17 protein-coding genes and 1 pseudogene are annotated in these 16,492 nt (G+C 57.5%); 6 read left to right on the forward strand and 12 right to left on the reverse strand.

Annotated elements, in window-relative coordinates; all coding sequences use genetic code 11:
* Positions 1–3 precede the first annotated feature (3 nt).
* Positions 4–1,629, reverse strand: coding sequence for an APC family permease (locus tag C9383_RS23210; protein ID WP_090370873.1), 1,626 nt, complete (start codon positions 1,627–1,629; stop codon positions 4–6).
* Positions 1,630–1,816: 187 nt separating this feature from the next.
* On the opposite strand from C9383_RS23210, the gene C9383_RS23215 reads away from it, so the two are divergent.
* Both C9383_RS23215 and treS read left to right on the forward strand, forming a co-directional pair.
* Complete coding sequence (locus C9383_RS23215; protein WP_090370875.1) at positions 1,817–2,575, forward strand: helix-turn-helix transcriptional regulator; 759 nt, start codon at positions 1,817–1,819, stop codon at positions 2,573–2,575.
* A gap of 84 nt (positions 2,576–2,659) precedes the next feature.
* Entirely contained in the window at positions 2,660–4,726 is a 2,067-nt protein-coding gene (gene treS / locus C9383_RS23220; RefSeq protein WP_090370877.1) for a maltose alpha-D-glucosyltransferase, read from the forward strand.
* Here treS and C9383_RS23225 read toward each other — a convergent pair.
* From C9383_RS23225 to C9383_RS23240, 4 genes are all read right to left on the reverse strand, one after another.
* Positions 4,704–5,318 (reverse strand): cysteine hydrolase family protein, encoded by a 615-nt coding sequence (locus C9383_RS23225; RefSeq protein WP_090370879.1) that lies wholly within the window; start codon positions 5,316–5,318, stop codon positions 4,704–4,706. The genes treS and C9383_RS23225 overlap by 23 nt on opposite strands.
* A gap of 126 nt (positions 5,319–5,444) precedes the next feature.
* A complete protein-coding gene (locus C9383_RS23230; protein ID WP_090370881.1) occupies positions 5,445–6,188 on the reverse strand; it encodes a 2OG-Fe(II) oxygenase in 744 nt (247 codons plus the stop codon).
* Positions 6,172–6,444: an Ada metal-binding domain-containing protein gene (locus C9383_RS23235; RefSeq protein ID WP_081086939.1), complete on the reverse strand. Its 273-nt coding sequence runs from the start codon at positions 6,442–6,444 to the stop codon at positions 6,172–6,174. Before C9383_RS23235 ends, C9383_RS23230 begins: the two co-directional genes overlap by 17 nt.
* Positions 6,437–7,033 carry a 2OG-Fe(II) oxygenase gene (locus C9383_RS23240; RefSeq protein WP_090370883.1) on the reverse strand — a complete coding sequence of 199 codons (597 nt, stop codon included), beginning with the start codon at positions 7,031–7,033 and terminating at the stop codon, positions 6,437–6,439. The genes C9383_RS23235 and C9383_RS23240 overlap by 8 nt, the downstream gene beginning before the upstream one ends.
* Positions 7,034–7,201: 168 nt before the next feature.
* Here C9383_RS23240 and C9383_RS23245 point away from each other — a divergent pair, with 168 nt between their 5' ends.
* A complete protein-coding gene (locus C9383_RS23245) occupies positions 7,202–7,753 on the forward strand; it encodes a GNAT family N-acetyltransferase (protein WP_090370885.1) in 552 nt (183 codons plus the stop codon).
* A gap of 2 nt (positions 7,754–7,755) precedes the next feature.
* Here C9383_RS23245 and C9383_RS23250 read toward each other — a convergent pair whose 3' ends face one another.
* Complete coding sequence (locus tag C9383_RS23250; RefSeq protein WP_090370888.1) at positions 7,756–8,667, reverse strand: LysR family transcriptional regulator; 912 nt, start codon at positions 8,665–8,667, stop codon at positions 7,756–7,758.
* Between the two features lie 266 nt (positions 8,668–8,933).
* On the opposite strand from C9383_RS23250, the gene C9383_RS23255 reads away from it, so the two are divergent.
* Both C9383_RS23255 and C9383_RS23260 read left to right on the forward strand, forming a co-directional pair.
* On the forward strand, positions 8,934–10,652 hold the full coding sequence (locus tag C9383_RS23255; RefSeq protein WP_090370890.1) for a hydrogenase maturation protein: 1,719 nt from the start codon (positions 8,934–8,936) through the stop codon (positions 10,650–10,652).
* Between the two features lie 116 nt (positions 10,653–10,768).
* Positions 10,769–11,155, forward strand: a pseudogene (locus C9383_RS23260) (PAS domain-containing protein); the annotation flags it as partial.
* Between the two features lie 17 nt (positions 11,156–11,172).
* Here C9383_RS23260 and C9383_RS23265 read toward each other — a convergent pair.
* From C9383_RS23265 to C9383_RS23275, 4 genes are all read right to left on the reverse strand, one after another.
* On the reverse strand, positions 11,173–11,589 hold the full coding sequence (locus C9383_RS23265; protein ID WP_060752909.1) for a DUF6691 family protein: 417 nt from the start codon (positions 11,587–11,589) through the stop codon (positions 11,173–11,175).
* 1 nt (position 11,590) lies between these two features.
* Positions 11,591–12,025, reverse strand: coding sequence for a YeeE/YedE family protein (locus tag C9383_RS23270; protein ID WP_060752910.1), 435 nt, complete (start codon positions 12,023–12,025; stop codon positions 11,591–11,593).
* Between the two features lie 196 nt (positions 12,026–12,221).
* The gene (locus tag C9383_RS28060) at positions 12,222–12,479 is read right to left on the reverse strand and encodes a hypothetical protein (protein WP_143038212.1); all 258 of its coding nucleotides are present in this window, start codon (positions 12,477–12,479) and stop codon (positions 12,222–12,224) included.
* 237 nt (positions 12,480–12,716) lie between these two features.
* Positions 12,717–13,706: a quinone oxidoreductase family protein gene (locus tag C9383_RS23275; RefSeq protein WP_060752911.1), complete on the reverse strand. Its 990-nt coding sequence runs from the start codon at positions 13,704–13,706 to the stop codon at positions 12,717–12,719.
* Between the two features lie 100 nt (positions 13,707–13,806).
* Between C9383_RS23275 and C9383_RS23280 the strand changes: the two genes are divergently transcribed.
* The gene (locus C9383_RS23280; RefSeq protein ID WP_090370894.1) at positions 13,807–14,208 is read left to right on the forward strand and encodes a winged helix-turn-helix transcriptional regulator; all 402 of its coding nucleotides are present in this window, start codon (positions 13,807–13,809) and stop codon (positions 14,206–14,208) included.
* A gap of 69 nt (positions 14,209–14,277) precedes the next feature.
* On the opposite strand, the gene C9383_RS23285 is transcribed toward C9383_RS23280, so the two are convergent.
* Positions 14,278–15,168, reverse strand: a complete 891-nt coding sequence (locus C9383_RS23285) for an alpha/beta fold hydrolase (protein WP_060752913.1) — start codon at positions 15,166–15,168, stop codon at positions 14,278–14,280.
* Positions 15,169–15,232: 64 nt separating this feature from the next.
* Entirely contained in the window at positions 15,233–16,489 is a 1,257-nt protein-coding gene (locus tag C9383_RS23290) for an NADH:flavin oxidoreductase/NADH oxidase family protein (RefSeq protein ID WP_060752914.1), read from the reverse strand.
* Between the last annotated feature and the right edge of the window lie 3 nt (positions 16,490–16,492).

A 16,492-nucleotide genomic window follows, 5' to 3' on the forward strand; every position in this document is an offset into this window, starting at 1 on the left:
CCATCAAGGGGTAGCCGGGGACAGGGGGGCGCTGTAGTGCGTGGCGCTGACGGCTTCGCTTTCGTCGTCTTCGTTTTCCAGGCGTACGAGGTGCGCAGGCACGCCGGTGGCGGCGCCCCAGTAATAAATCCCCAGGGCGCAGGCCGCGACGACCAGCGTGTCGAATGGATGACTGAGCACGCCGATGCCACCGAAACTGCCGAGCTTGGAGAGCAGGATGGTCACCGCGTAGAAACCGATCAGCCAGGCCGACGAGCGCACTTGCTGCTGCAGGTTCAGGTGCGTAGTCGGCACCCACCGGGCACACAGCAGGTACACCGCAAACATCAGGATTTGCAGGCCGAGCAGCCAGGACACGATGCTCCAGCCGGACCAGTACACGATCAGTGCGGCAATGATGAACGACAGCGGGCCGAGCACCGCCATGCCCTTGACGCGGAACGGACGCAGCATGTGCGGCGCATTGCGGCGCAGCGCGGCGACGGTCACCGGGGCTACCGCGTAACTGAGAATCAGGGCGGCGGAGACCACATTGATCAGCGCTTCCCAGGAGGGGAACGGCAGGGTCCAGAACACCGACAAGCCAAAGGTCAGCCACAGCGCCGGGCGCGGGATGCCGGACTTTTCATCGATGCGGGTGAAGACCTTGAAGAAGGTGCCGGTCTGCGCCCAGCCGTACACCACACGCGGTGTGGCATTCATGTAGATATTGCCGCAGCCGCTGGGGGAGATCACTGCGTCGGCCACCACCAGGTACGCCAGCCAACCCACACCCAGCGCCAGGGCGATGTCACGATACGGCAGGGCGAGTTCCTTGCTGATCCCGGCCCAGCCGTCGGCGAGCATTTGCGTCGGCACACCTCCGAGAAAGGCGGTTTGCAGCAACACGTAGATCGCGGTGGACAGCAACACCGAAAGGATCAGTGCAATCGGAATCGTGCGTTGCGGGTTCTTCACTTCACTGGCCACCGAGATGATCGGCGTCAGGCCCAGGTACGCGAAAATCACACCGCCGGCTGACACGGCCATTTCAATCCCCGAAAGACCAAAGGGTGCGAAGCCATGCACCTGGAAATTCTCCGGCTTGAAGAAGGTGAACAGCACGCCGATTACCAGCAGCGGCACGATGAACTTGAACACGCTCACCAGGTTATTGGCGATGGCGAAGGTTTTCACGCTGCGGTAGTTGAGGATGAAAAACAGGCACAGCAGGGCGAACTGCACCAGCCAACCAAGGGTGGTCGGGTCGCTGGAACCGGCTTGGGTCAGCTCGGGAAACCAGGCCGCCGCATATTGGCGCGAGGCAACCACTTCAATCGCCACCAGGCTGGAAAACGCGATCAGCGTGATAAAACCCATCAGGTAGCCGAGCAGTGGGCCGTGGGAATACACCGGGTAGCGCACCACACCCCCGGCTCGGGGCAAAGCGGCGCCGAGTTCGCAGTACACGATGCCCAGCAGCAGCACCGCGAAGCCACCCAGCAACCAGGAGAAAATCCCTGCGGGGCCGGCGATTGCAGACACGTGGCTGGCCGCAAACAACCAGCCCGAACCGAAGATGGCGCCCAGCCCGATAAAGGTGAGGTCCATCAGTGAAAGTTGTTTCTTGAACTTGCCTTGAGCAGACATGGCGGCGCCTTCTTGTGAGTTATTGGATAGGCATGCAGTGGCGCTATCGTGAACGCATCAAGGGTGGCGGCGATTGATGTTTTACGCGGATGTGAATGACGAATTCGGCACAATTTGCCGCGCTCGACAGGCGTGCGAACATGGCGCAATCTGCTCGGCGTCAAAGCCCAAAAGAGCGGTTGAAATCATGATGCAGAGCGCGTTTACGGCCCTTCTCCAGGGGGCACGCCCACACAGCATCGAACAGCTACTGGCGGGTATGGCGCAGCTGTTGCCGATGTTGGACGTGATTCCCAATGCCGCGATTTTCATCAAGGATGTCGACGCCCGTTACGTACTCGCCAACCACACGCTGGTGCAACGTTGCGGCCTCAAACAGCTGCAGCCGCTGCTGGGCAAGACCAGCGCCGAAGTGTTTCCGGCGCAGTTGGGGCCGGGTTACACCGAACAGGATCGGCGCGTGCTGGAACAAGGCTTTGTGCTTGAGGATCAGCTGGAACTGCACCTGTATGGCACTCGCGAGCCGGGTTGGTGCCTGACCCATAAATGGCCCTTGTATAACCACGAACACCAGATCATCGGCTTGGCGGGCATTTCGGTTGACCTGCAGTCGGCCAGCGAAAAACATCCGGCCTATCAGCGGCTGGCCGCTGTGGACGAGTATATCCGGCACAACTTCAATCGACGTGTCACCCTCGGTGAGTTGACGCGCATTGCCGGCATTTCCGTGGCGCAGCTGGAGCGTTATTGCAAGCGTGTCTTCCACCTCACGCCGCGCCAGATGATCCAGAAGGTGCGCTTGGAGAACGCCCATCGGCTGCTGCATACCGAACTGCCGATCACCGATGTGGCATTGCAGTGCGGCTATACCGACCACAGTGCGTTTACCCGGCAGTTCAAGGCGTCGACCGGGTTCACCCCGCGCCAATATCGGCAGTTGCGATAGTTAGCGCCAACGCAATGCAACGAATGACCGCCGTTGACCCTCCTATGCTTACCAATACCCTTTCACCACACAGGTATCAGGCTTATGACGGCGGTAGACAACGATCATGTGAACTGGCTGGTTGAGCAATCGATGCTGCACGCGGCACGCCAGCGGGCCAAGCTGTATTCCGGGCAGGGGCGCCTGTGGCAGCAGCCCTACGCGCAGACCCGGCCCCGTGATGCGTCAGCGTTGTCGTCTGTGTGGTTTACCGCGTACCCGGCGTCGATCGTGACCCGTGAGGGCGGCACGGTGCTGGAGGCGTTGGGGGATGAAAGCCTGTGGCATGCGCTGTCCAAGATCGGTATTCAGGGGATTCACAACGGCCCACTGAAAAAATCCGGCGGGCTTTCCGGTACCCGGCATACGCCGACCATCGACGGCAATTTCGACCGCATCAGCTTTGAAATCGACCCGGAGCTGGGCACCGACGCGCAGCTGCAAGCGTTGACGCGCATGGCCGCAGCGCACAACGCGGTGGTCATCGATGACGTCATCCCCTCGCACACCGGCAAAGGCGCGGATTTTCGCCTGGCCGAGATGGCCTACGAAGACTATCCCGGCCTTTACCACATGGTGGAAATCCGCGAGGAAGACTGGTCGTTGCTGCCGGACGTCGCCCCAGGCCGCGATGCGCAGAACCTCAGCCCGACCCAGGTCGACGCCTTGCGCGACAAGCATTACATCGTCGGCCAGCTGCAACGGGTGATCTTCTTCGAACCGGGAGTGAAGGAAACCGACTGGAGCGCAACGCCCGTAGTGCAAGGCGTGGACGGCAAGCCGCGGCGCTGGGTGTACCTGCATTACTTCAAGGAGGGGCAGCCCTCGCTCAACTGGCTCGACCCTTCGTTCGCCGCGCAGCAAATGATCATCGGTGACGCCTTGCATGCCATCGATGTGATGGGCTCCAAGATCCTGCGCCTGGACGCCAATGGCTTTCTGGGTGTGGAGCGCAAGCTTGATGGCACGGCCTGGTCGGAAAGCCACCCGCTCGCCGTCACCGGCAACCAGTTGCTGGGCGGGGCGATTCGCAAGGCGGGCGGCTTCAGCTTCCAGGAGCTGAACCTGACCGTGGACGATATCGCCGCCATGTCCCACGGCGGCGCGGACCTTTCCTATGACTTCATCACCCGGCCGGCCTACCAGCATGCCTTGCTGGTGGGCGACACGGAGTTTTTGCGCTTGATGCTGCGCGAGATGCACAGCCAGGGCATCGACCCCGGTTCGTTGATCCACGCGCTACAGAACCACGATGAACTGACCCTGGAGCTGGTGCATTTCTGGACCCTGCACGCCCATGACACTTATCTCTATCAAGGCCAGACCTTCCCCGGCAATATCCTGCGCGAACACATCCGCGAGCAGATGTACGAACGCCTGGCCGGCGAACAGGCGCCGTATAACCTCAAGTTCGTGACCAACGGGGTGTCCTGCACCACGGCGAGCATCATCACGGCCGCCTTGGGTATTCGTGATCTGGAGGCGATTACCGCTGCCGATATCCGGCAGATCCGCCAGATACATCTGCTGCTGGCGATGTACAACGCGATGCAACCTGGGGTGTTCGCCTTGTCCGGCTGGGACCTGGTGGGCGCATTACCGTTGGCGGCGCAGGACGTGGCGCACCTGATGGCCGATGGCGACACACGCTGGATTCATCGCGGGGCCTACGACCTGGTGGACCTGAACCCGCAGGCCGAGCTGTCGGCGGGGCAAATGCCGCGCGCGCGAACCTTGTACGGCAATCTCAATGAACAGTTGCAGGACCCCGAATCGTTTGCCTCGCAACTGCAAAAGATCCTCGCGGTGCGCCGCGCCTATGACATTGCGGCCAGCCGCCAGATCCTGGTGCCGGACGTCGAGCATCCGGGCTTGCTGGTCATGGTTCACGAATTGCCGGCGAGCAAGGGCACCCAAATCACAGCGCTCAACTTCGGCGCCACGCCGATTACCGAAACCCTGCACCTGCCGGATATCGCGCCGGGGCCGGTGGTCGACATTATCAACGAACGGGTCGAGGGCGACCTGACCGCCGAGGGGGAATTCACTCTTACGCTGGATGCCTACGAAGGCCTGGCGCTGCGGGTGGTCAGCCATTCTCCGATGCTTTGAGTGCCGTCAGAAACGCGGTGTGTTTGAGGGCTTGGGAGAACATCGGCAGCGTGAAGTTTTCCGCCGCATGCTGTTGTTCATCGCTGAATGTGGCGGTGCAGTCGGTCAGGGTGATCACGTCGTACCCTTTTTCGTAACCCGATCGAACCGTGCCTTCGACGCAGCAATTGGTCAGGAACCCCGCGACCACCAGGTTCTGGATGCCGTTGTTACGCAGCACCAGGTCCAGGCCGGTGCTGGCGAACGCGTCCAGCCCACGCTTGCCCTCGACCAGGATGTCGGCAGGGTCGCGGCTCAGGGCGTCGCTGATCTCGGCGCCCCAACTCCCGGCGCGAAAGGCGCCGGCATCGACGACACCTTTGAGAATCCCGTAGGCGCGCAGGGTCAGCTCAGGGTAGCCGACGGCAAACTGGATCGGCATATGGATGATGGTCACGCCGAGCTTGCGCGCCTGCTCAATGGTGGTGGCGGTGTTGGCCAGCATGTTGGAGGTTTGCATCACGTCTTTCACGGCATCGTGGAACACGCCACCGGGCGTGGTGAAGTCGTTCTGGAATTCGATCAAGACGATTGCTGTTTTGTGGGCCTGCATGGTGTTTCTCCTGATGCGGGGTAATGGGGTCCGCTTAATCGTAGGCGATACGTGTCGTCGCCGCTGTTTCTCGTGACACGCTTGGCAGGCAGTCGCTCATGACCCAGCGGCCCGCATGGCGCGCATTCATTTGGCATCGTGGAAAATAATCCCGAGGGTTCTGCGCTCGCCGCCATGCAGACGGCTGACCCCGTGGCGGACATTCACGCGGCAAAACCCTCGGGATGAGCGCGCCGGTCGGCTGTTCACTGCGAAAATCAACGCCTGGCCCTGTTCAAGCGCGATGACCTCGGCCTGGCCGGGCTGGTTGGCGCGGGTCTGGGTGAGGACGAACTCGCCCCCTTCGAAATCCAGCCCCGGTTGATCCAGCAGAAATACGACCTGAAAGGGAAACACCTGCTCGCCATACAGGTCCTGGTGCAGGCAGGTGTAGTCATTTGCCCGATAACGCAGCATCAGCGGCGTGGGCCTGCATTGGCCCGCCTGATGACAAACGGCTTTGAAGGCGCTGTGGGTTTCGGGAAACCGTTGGCCAACGTTCAATGCCGAGTGCCAGCGGTTGGCGATGGGCGCCAGGTGGCTGTACAGCCGAGTTCGCAGGTCTTCGACGATGGGGGGCAGGGGATAACGAAAGTACTGGTATTCACCTCGGCCGAAGGCATGACGCTCCATGACGACACGGCTGCGAAAGTGCTCGCTGTTCGAGTAGAGCGCCGCCAGCTCCAGACAGGTCTGGCGATTGAGCAAGGGTGGCAGTCGCGCAAACCCGTGGGTCATCAGTGCGGCTTCGATTATCCGCCAATCCAGCTCTTCCAGGCTGGCCCCAGGGGCACCCGGGCTATCGAGCATCAGCTCATTTTGACGATTCATTGTGTTTCCATCGCTGATATTCGGCAGGCATGCAGATGGCGCAAGGGCGATAGCCGGCGGCGATTGCGTTGGGCTCGTCGAGGAAAAATACGCGGTTTTTCACATAGCCCCCGCGCGCGATCGCTTGCAGCGCCGCTCGGCAATCGAGCGTGCCGTAACGTTTGCCCGTTCGGTGGCCGCCCAGCGTGCCCGGTCGAGTGCTGGGGCAGGGTTGGCCTGCTCGGCTCAATAGCATCCAGACACGCTCGTTATCCATGGACTCGCTCCGATGTGCAGTGAAAGTTCAGGAAAAACCCGACCCGTTCGCCGCTTCGAACCCGGCTGATAGCGCGTTTCATCGTGACGCGGTAGTAGCCCTTGCGGCCTTTGAAGGGCCGGTGCGCCGTGGTGATGATTGCGAGATCACCCAGCCGCAGGGGCACCACCATCGGGCGTGACTGCATCCTCGGTCGCTGCTCGATCAGCACCAACTCACCACCGGTGAAGTCCTGGCCTGGAGAGGACAGCAGGGCGGTCAACTGAAACGCAAACCCCCGTTCGTCATCGATGGCCTGCCCAAGCGCCAGAGACTCGCCTTCACGCAAGCACATCAGCGGCGAGGAGGGTTGCCGCTGATCGGTTGAGCGTTGTAGCGGGAAGCCGTAGGGCCGTCCGGCGATCAGGTTCCATTGGTTTGCGATCTGCGCCAGCGGCGCATAAAACTCCTGCCTGAGGCTGTTCAGCAGTGCCGGGAGCTGTTCCCGCGCCCTGTTGGGTGGGCCCAGGAAACCCGGCAGCACGGCGAAGCCTTGCTGGTCGAGCTCCACGCGGAGACTTTGCCAATCCAGGGTGTCGATTCGGTTCATGCGGGTTTCCTGCGTTCGACGGCCATTACCGGTGTCGCGGCCGTAAACACAGCGTAGGGAACCCGTTGAGTGGCTGAAACTCCGGTTCTTGCGGTGGAAGTTCAAGCGCTGTTTAATCAACCGCACCTGTGCCCCACGTGGGTACGTTCAGATTCCGGGAGAGCATGGATGCAATCGCTGCCTGTCGCTGCGTCAATCGTTGGGGATTCACTGGAGCTGCGTCCACTGGAACCCGGGGATTTTGACGCGCTGTATAACGTCGCATCCGACCCTTTGATCTGGGCGCAGCACCCCAGCCCTACGCGTTATCAGGAAACGGTCTTTCGCGAATGGTTCAAGGAAGCCCTGACGTCGAACAGCGTGTTGGTGGTGATCGACCGTTCAAGCGGCAAGGTCGTCGGCAGTTCGCGCTATTACGAATTCAGCGAGAAGACTCGTGAGGTTGCTATCGGCTACACCTTTCTGGCCCGAGAAAAGTGGGGCGGCGGGGCGAACGCAGAACTCAAGCGCCTGATGCTCGAGCATGCCTTCCAGTGGGTCGACACGGTCTGGTTTCACATCGCGGCGCAAAATATCCGTTCGCAACGGGCCATGGAGAAAATCGGCGGGAAGTTCTCCCACTCGTCGATCAAACAGCTGGCCGTCGGCACGCAGGAAAACTTCTTTTACAAGGTCGAACGCGCCACGTTCGCGCGTCGGCACTCGGTGAGCGATACCTGAACTCAGGCCGGGTTTTTCTGCTCAGCCAGCGCCAGTACCTGGCGGCGGAAAACGCTGACGATCGGGCGCAGGTCCACCTTGTGCCAGGCGGCCCAGAGCCTGACGCAGGGCCTGAACCAATCCAGCTCGCGCAGCACCACCGTCGGGCCTGCGCTGGTGGCCAGGCTGCTTTGCACCATGGCCAGGCCAAGTCCGGCGGACACCAGCCCGAGCACGCTCAAGGGGTCGGTCGCCTCCAGCGACAGCCGTGGGACGAAGCCGGCATCGGCGCACCGGGCGATGAAGTCGTCGCGTTTATTGATCGAGTCGGGTTGGCTGCCGGTGATGATCCATTCCTGTTCATGCAGGTCGGCGGGGGTGAGTTCGAGCTTGGCCGCCAGCGGGTGTTCGGTCGGGATCGCCAGCAGCATGGGGTCGTTAAGCACGGGGCGGGCGAGCAGGTCGGGGTCGTTGTCCGGCGGGGGTTCGCAGACCAGCGCGATGTCCAGGCTGCGTTGGCGCAGACCTTCGAACTGCTCGCGCGGGGTCATGTTGTAGAGGGCAATATGGATCTGTGGGCGCTCGGCACGGATCGCCCGCACCGCGCCAGGCAACACGCCGGCATGGATGGCGTGGTTGACGTAGCCGATGCACAGGCCGCCTTCCTCGCCACGCCCCAGGCGCTTGCCCAGGGACTCCAGGCGCTCGGCGTGCTTGAGCAGGCCGCGCGCCTCGGACAGGAAGGTGCGCCCGTCGGCGGTGAGGAACAGCCGCTGGTTACGCCGTTCGAACAAGGCCAGGCCCAGATGATCTTCAAGCTGGGCGATCTGCCGGCTCAGAGGCGATTGGGAAATGTGCAGTTGTTCCGCTGCGCGGCCGACGTTTTCGCATTCGGCGACGGCGACGAAGTAGCGCAGCTGACGTAGATCTTGCATGGTAGCTCCTGGTAATTGCCTTACCTTGTTACCTGGGGTGATGAACCTCGAACGCCGCCATCCTATGCTGCTGTTATAAAGACCGTCCAGGTCATAATTCGACAGACTTGAGACCATCCGTGCATCTCTATCTTCTCTCAACCGGCTCAAGCTTGATCTCGATCAGGTGACCGCCCCGGTTCTCCCTCTACCTTGGCGTCTCCATCAAAGGCCAGGGAAGGCTGAATGAATGCCACTGGCCGCGCATTCTCAAGGAAGAGTCCGTCATGCGATCAATGAAGATCATCTTGTTGTCATCGGCGTTCAACGGTTTGACCCAGCGCGCCTGGTTGGACCTGCGCCAATCAGGTTACGACCCCAGCGTGGTGTTGTTTACGGATGAGGCTACGGTGTGCCGGCAAATCGAGGCGTCGGCGGCCGATCTGGTGATCTGTCCCTTTCTCAAGGACCGCGTACCGGAGCAACTGTGGAGCAATCCGGATCGCCCAATTGTGATTATTCATCCGGGTATCGTCGGTGACCGTGGCGCCAGCGCGCTGGACTGGGCCATCACCCAGCAGCTCGGCCGTTGGGGCGTCACGGCGCTGCAGGCGGTCGAAGAAATGGATGCGGGGCCGGTCTGGTCGACGTTTGAATTCGACATGCCCGCCGATGTGCGCAAATCCGAGTTGTACAACGGTGCGGTGAGTGACGCGGCAATCTATTGCATTCGCGACGTGGTGGAAAAATTCGCCGGCGGTTTCGTCCCCACGCCGCTCGATTACACGCAACCCAGCGTCGTCGGGCGTTTGCAGCCGAATATGAAGCAGATCGACCGTGCCTTCAGTTGGCATGACTGCGCACGGTTCATCAAGCGCAGCATCGACGCCGCCGACGGGCAGCCCGGTGTGTTGGCGAGTCTCGCGGGTGGGCAGTATTACCTGTACGACGCACACCTGGATGCCCGTTGCGGCCTGCCGGGAGATATCCTCGCGGTTCAGGACGACGCGGTGCTGGTGGCCGCCGGCGATCGGAGCGTGTGGATCGGTTCGCTCAAACGCAAGGCCCAGCCAGGGGAGGAGACCTTCAAGTTGCCGGCACGCCAGGTGCTCGCCGGCCTGTTGAGGGATGTTCCGGTGCTGGACGGTTCAATCGCCGCCCAAGGGACTGATGAGTCGGCCTATCAACCGATTCGTTACCGCGAGTTCGGCCACGTTGGCGAACTGACCTTCGAGTTCTACAACGGCGCCATGAGCACCGAACAATGCGTGCGGCTGGTGGCTGCGCTGCGTTGGGCCAAGGCGCGGGACACCCAGGTGCTGTTGATCAAGGGCGGGCGCGGGAGCTTTTCCAACGGTGTGCATCTCAACGTCATCCAGGCTGCGCCCGTACCGGGGCTGGAGGCCTGGGCCAATATCCAGGCGATCGACGATGTGTGCCAGGAGTTGCTGACGGCCCGGCAGCTGGTGGTCAGTGGCTTGACCGGCAGCGCAGGGGCGGGCGGCGTGATGCTGGCGCTGGCGGCAGACATCGTGTTCGCCCGTGCAGGTGTCGTGTTGAACCCGCATTACAAGACCATGGGCCTCTACGGCTCTGAGTATTGGACCTACAGCCTGCCTCGCGCTGTCGGCAGCGAACTTGCCCACACACTCACCGAAGAATGCCTGCCGATCAGCGCCGTGCAGGCACGGCAGTGGGGGATGGTCCAGGATATCGGCCCACGTTGCCCGCAGGAGTTCGGCCGCTGGTTGGCGCAAGAAGCGCAACGTACGTTGACTGATGGAAAGTACGCAACGCATCGCGCACGCAAAGCCGATAAGGACTTCGCACAGATTGAGCGTTGCCGTGACCACGAACTGGCCCAGATGCAGTTGGACATGGTGCACAACCGCCAGCAGTTTGCCGAGAAGTGCCGCAACTTTGTGTTCAAGCGCAAGAGCTGCCAGACACCGCAGCGTTTGATTGCGGCATGGGCGGTGTCGCGTGAGAGCGTGTTGGTCGCCTGATAGCGCCATTGTGCTCGGCATCGTGTCGCGAGGTCGTAGGCTCAAGCACTCTGAAAAAGGGAATTTGGGCAGGACGGTACGGTCCTACGATTTCAAATGTTGCTTGGAGGCGCGCGATGCCACACAAGAGCCTTCGGGTAGACGATAACGTTTCTGCAGATATTTCTGATCATCCAAAAGACATCTTTTTTGCTGCAGTCGAAACGACTCGTATGCCGATGATCGTCACCGACCCCAATGCGCCGGACAACCCGATCATATTCGCCAACCAGGCGTTTCTGGAAATGATCGGTTACGCGCATGATGAGATTGTCGGGAAAAATTGCCGCTTTCTCCAAGGCGTCGAGACCGATAGAGAAGTGGTGAATTCCATCAGGGATGCGGTAAAAAATAAGCAGGAGTTTTCGACCGAAGTTCTTAACTATAAGAAAGATGGAAGCAGTTTCTGGAATGCGCTTTTCATCTCGCCTATTCAAAATGAAAAAGGCGATGTGATTTATTTTTTGCATCGCAGTTAGCTTCAACGAATTCGTAACTGCACGGCGCTAAACAAGTACATACCAGTCAACATGGCTAATGCGAAAATTATGATTTTCCATTGTCCAGTGAGCAAAATAGCGACCGCAGGCCCTGGGCATATACCCGCGATTCCCCAGCCAATACCGAATACCAGGCTACCGCCGACCAAGCGCGCGTCCAATTTGGTTTTCACGGGTAGTTGCATGCGAGCACCCAGCAAGGATTTCTTGTTCATACGTGCCCAATTGAGGGGGATAACCGCTACTCCGATGGCTCCAAGCATCACTAGGCCAAGTGAAGGATCCCAAGCACCGGTTACATCAAGAAAGGCTAATACTTTGGCAGGATTCGCCATGCCTGCCAGCAGTAACCCTAACCCGAAGGTCAAACCGGAAAAAAATGCGGTCAACTTAGTCATCTCAAGCTCCCAGCACATGACGAATGACGTATACCGTTGCAAAGCCGGCAGTCATGAAGCAAACCGTTGCAACGATGGAGCGAGGAGACAATCGGGAGATCCCACAGACACCATGACCACTTGTACAGCCCGAACCGTAGCGTGTTCCCACGCCAACGAGCAGACCCGCAATAATCAGGGCAAACCACTGTGCCTTGATCTCAATATCCGGCAGTACGGTAAATACCCCCCAAAGCAGTGGCGCAATCAACAGGCCAAAAATAAATAGTGCTTTCTCACTCCAGCCTTCGCTGCCTAACTGAATTACGTCCCCAAGCAAGCCGCTGATACCCGCGATGCGGCCATTTGCCAGAACGAATAGGCTGACAGCTAGCCCTATCAAGGCTCCCCCGCCTAGAGAAGTCCATGGTGTGAAGTTGATCCAGTCAATAATCATTTTTATCTCCTAAACCGATGGTGGCGTGTGTAATTAATTTTTTGGAAAGTATCATCTCTTTCGTTCAAGGAGGCGAATCTTAATTTATTTATTTTGTACAGTATGGCATCTAGCATTACATTAATTGTTTTTATAAAAAAGCACCTGCGGCGCAGTCAGTAAGCATTGATTTCGAAAGTTTTTCCATGAATTACCGCTATTGTTCTAGCATCAATTTATTCCAAATGATTTGCGGAGGCTTTTCCTGGGGCTTAATTTTATATGGTTCTGTTTTTTCTTTAGCTGTACTTGTTTCTTGTGAGTTTTGAGCTGCGCGCCTTTTTAATGTTTCTGAATCTTCAGTGGAGCTGCTCTCCAACGAATCTGACGCCTCACTTTCGATGCAGATTTTTTCATTTTTTAATTTTTCATGCGTTGGTGAATGTCCAGCGCTTGATAGTTTGTCAGTACTCATTAGTCATCAACGTAGGGTGCGGATGTTGGTTAAAAGTTTCCAGGTGGAAAAGTCAATTTGACTCGCTTATGTCTGTTATTAGCTTTCCTGAATGTGCTGCTTCAAATAGTGTAGTTAATGGGCGAGTCGTAGTTTTATGTGCACAGGTTTATGGCTTGAGTTGCCAGTCAGCATCGCTGACCGGCATTACCAGCTAAAGGGAATTTATGAGCCTTGCTGACTAGTTGGATTAACTGACTATGCGCCAATCCATGGTTGAAGCACTACCTTGCCAGTTGTTAGACGGTTTTCGAGTAAACGATGCGCTTCTATTGCCTCTGATAGTGGTAAGACGTGGCCAACCTGTATTTCCACTTTTCCTTCAGTAACGTAGTTCATGAGTTCGCCAATTGTACTCATCAACAAACCGGCGTCCGCAAGATAAGCACTGATGTAGAAGCCGATGATGCTGTGGTTCGTGACTGTGAGCCGCCAAGGATCTACGTTAGCCGCATCACCGCTCGACTGTCCTAGGTAAATCAACCGTCCGAAGGGAGCCATTGCATTTAGAGCTTGATTTAAGTTATTTCCCCCCGCTGTTTCAATGACAATATCTACACCGCGCCCATCTGTCAGACGACGAACTTCATCAGCCCAATTCGGAGCTGTGTAATCAACTGAGGCGTCCGCTCCAAGTGATTCTGCCTTTGCTCTTTTTTCTGGCGTGCTTGCAGCGGCGATAATTTTCCCTGCCCCATACAGCTTGGCGAGTTGAATAGCGAATGAACCAACTCCCCCTGCAGCGCCCTCGATCAAAACAGTTTCTCCGGGCAAAATTTTCGCGGCACGTTTCAATACGATTGCCGCAGTCAATCCGTGCGCGAGTAATGCTGCAGCAGCTACCGGATCAAATCCGTTAGGTAGTGGAATGACCGTAAGGACAGGGACGGCTACATACTGTGCATAGCCTCCGGCGCCTGGTACTGCCAAAACCGATGTTCCCACCTCAATACCAGACACTCCTTCACCAAGAGCAGCTACGGTGCCTGCGACTTCGGCGCCGAGAATAAATGGTGGAGGAGAAGGCTCAGGATATTCATCTCCTCGACGTCGCATCACGTCTGCGAAATTCATTCCTACAGCCTCGATTTTGATCAAGACTTCTCCTGCGCCAGGGGTAGGGGCGACCACGTCCTCATAAACCAGCACTTCAGGGCCTCCGGTCTTGTAGAAACGTACTGCTTTCATCTTTTGAGTGCCTATTGATTGAATGGAACTTTATAGTATCCAGTGTATACTTAGAGTCAATTAGGTACTTTAAGTAGCCCTAGTATCCTGGAGTAAACCAATGCCTCATGATTTAAGCCCTGCTGCGTACAGTAAACATCCGAGCCGCCTCGTACTTGAGCAGATCTCGGACAAGTGGTCTGTTCTAATTATCGGTGCGCTTTGCGGCGGCCCACTGCGGTTCAATGCACTAAAGCGCGAAGTGGATGGTGTTACGCAAAAGGCCCTCACGCAAGCTCTCAGGAGACTTGAGCGCCTTGGGTTAGTAGAGCGTCGTGTGATTCCTATCTCGCCAGTTGCGGTTGAATACAGCGTTACGGAGTTAGGGGAGTCATTAAAAGTACCATTTCAAGCGCTATTTGCTTGGTCGATCGCTCACGCTCCTGAAATTGAGGCGGCGATCAGTCGGTTTGAAATGAGTCAACAAGAAGCATTAGAGATCGCTATTGAAACTCAAGTCTAATAGTGAGAGTCACTCAATTTAGGTTGCATACTATCCCGTTAGCGCCGTTTCTCGGCATGTAAAAGTTCTTTACTGACTAATGCAATGTGCCAGGAAGCTGCTCAATTTTTCTACTACAATGCCGGGGGCCGAGTCCGGGAAAAAGTGACCGCCTGGAATTGCCACTGAATCCAGTTTTGAACAGCGCTCAGCCCACTCAGCTGTTATGTCGTATAACTTAGCCATGGCCCCATCTGCTCCATATAGAACCAAGGTTGGCGCGCAGATTTTTCTTTCTTTATCGATGAGATCGTTTTTCAGGTCTACCGTTAAAGTTGCGCGGTAATCATTGCAGAAACCTGCGATGGTTGCCGGCTCGCGCCAACTGGTGCGATATGCGGAAAGCTGTTCAGGATCGAAGTCATCCTCGCTTGCCGCTCCCCAACCGAACAGACAGGTCTGAAAAAAATAGTCAGGATCCTTCTGAATCATATGCTCCGGGAACGGGGCGGGCTGGGCCAGGAAAAACCAGTGCCAGTAGCTCTGTGCAACCTCTTTGCGCAAGTCGGTAAGTAGCACGGCGGTTGGAACAATGTCCATGAGGGTAAGACTGATGACCGCGCTAGGGTAATCAAGTGCAAGCCGATAAGCCGTGCGCGCTCCCCGATCATGACCTACAAGATGAAATTGCTCGTGGCCGAGCGCGCGCATCAGCGCAATTTGATCTTCCGCCATCGACCGAAAGCTATAGTTGGTCAAGTCATTCGTTGCATCTGGCTTGTCCGATTTTCCATACCCCCGCAGATCTGCGCAAACCACCTGATACCCAAGTTTGACCAAGGCCGGTGCTATCTGCGCCCAAATTGCCATCGTCTGAGGGAAACCGTGTAGCAACAGGAGAGGGTGACCATGTCCGGCCACTGCGCACGCGATTTTCAAGCCACCAATATCGATTCGATGATGCTGGAAGTTCTTGAGCACGAAACAGTCCTTTCAATCAAAGCGCCGGGATTAATCAGGAGGTCATTGTGTTGTGCTTTTATATTCAGGAACGAGCGCGCAGGCGACGTGTGCGATAAGTGCCCCACCCACTGCCCAATGCAGATTTGAGGAACGCGGCCAGTCCTCCCTCACTCGGAACTGGGTTACCACCTTTCCCGATACGCTTGAGTTGGCGCGTGTACCACAACACCTCCATGATTCCCATGCGATCCACTGCTTTAATGCCGGTGGTAATTGGTCGAACACGTTGCGCGCTGTCGCGTCCCTGCAGGAGGAGGGTTGCAGCGTCCGGATCGATAGCCAGCAAGCGTGCTAGGCCGACCAGATCTAATGAGCCAGAGCTCAATGCCTCGTTCATTCCCGTAGCACTGCGGAATCCACCGGTGACCATTAGTGGCACTTGTACGGTTGATCGAACTTTCTCAGCGAACTCCAAAAAGTAAGCCTCACGGGCTACGGTAGATGCCTTTTTAGGCTTGTGCATTGCACCACTCATGGCGGGTGCTTCGTACGTGCCACCAGATATCTCGATCAGGTCAATACCTGCCTCGACAAGCGCTCGAATAGAGTCGAGAGATTCCTCTTCCGTAAACCCGCCTTGCTGAAAGTCTGCAGAGTTGAGCTTGATGCCTACAGGAAACTCCGCCCCAACCTGACGTCTGATTTCCGAATAAACCTCCATGACGAAGCGGCGGCGTTTTTCCGGTGTTCCTCCCCAGGCGTCCTCGCGCCGGTTATGGTGCGGAGATAGGAATTGGTTTACCAGGTAACCATGTGCTCCGTGAATCTCCACTCCACTGAAGCCGGCCTTCTTGCAAACTGCAGCGCTGTGTCCGAATCGGCTGATGATGTCTTTGATTTCTGCTTCAGTAGCTTCGCGAGGTGTTTCGAAAAACGCAGCCATGTCTTCTCGGAAAGGGACGGCAGAGGGGGCTAGGTTGCTTTCATTCAACCCTTTAGTCGATTGCTTGCCGGGATGGTTGAGCTGGGCCCAGATCGCCGCACCATGATCGGTTGCTGCCTTCGCCCATTTCTGCAATGTCGGTAGGTCTCGTTCATCCTCAATCACGACATTTCCTGGTTCTCCTAAAGCCCTTCGATCAATCATCACGTTTCCAGTGATGATCAGCCCCAAACCAGAAGATGCCCAACGTTTGTATAACTCGACCAAGGCTGGCGTCGGACGGTTATCGTAAGTACCCAATGTCTCGCTCATCGAAGCTTTGGCTAAACGATTCTTCAGCACGGTGCCGTTGGGAAGACTCAGTGATTGGTTCAGCAAAATGGTGTCGGTTTTCATTGG

This window comes from Pseudomonas palleroniana, from assembly GCF_003031675.1.
GTDB lineage: Bacteria > Pseudomonadota > Gammaproteobacteria > Pseudomonadales > Pseudomonadaceae > Aquipseudomonas > Aquipseudomonas palleroniana.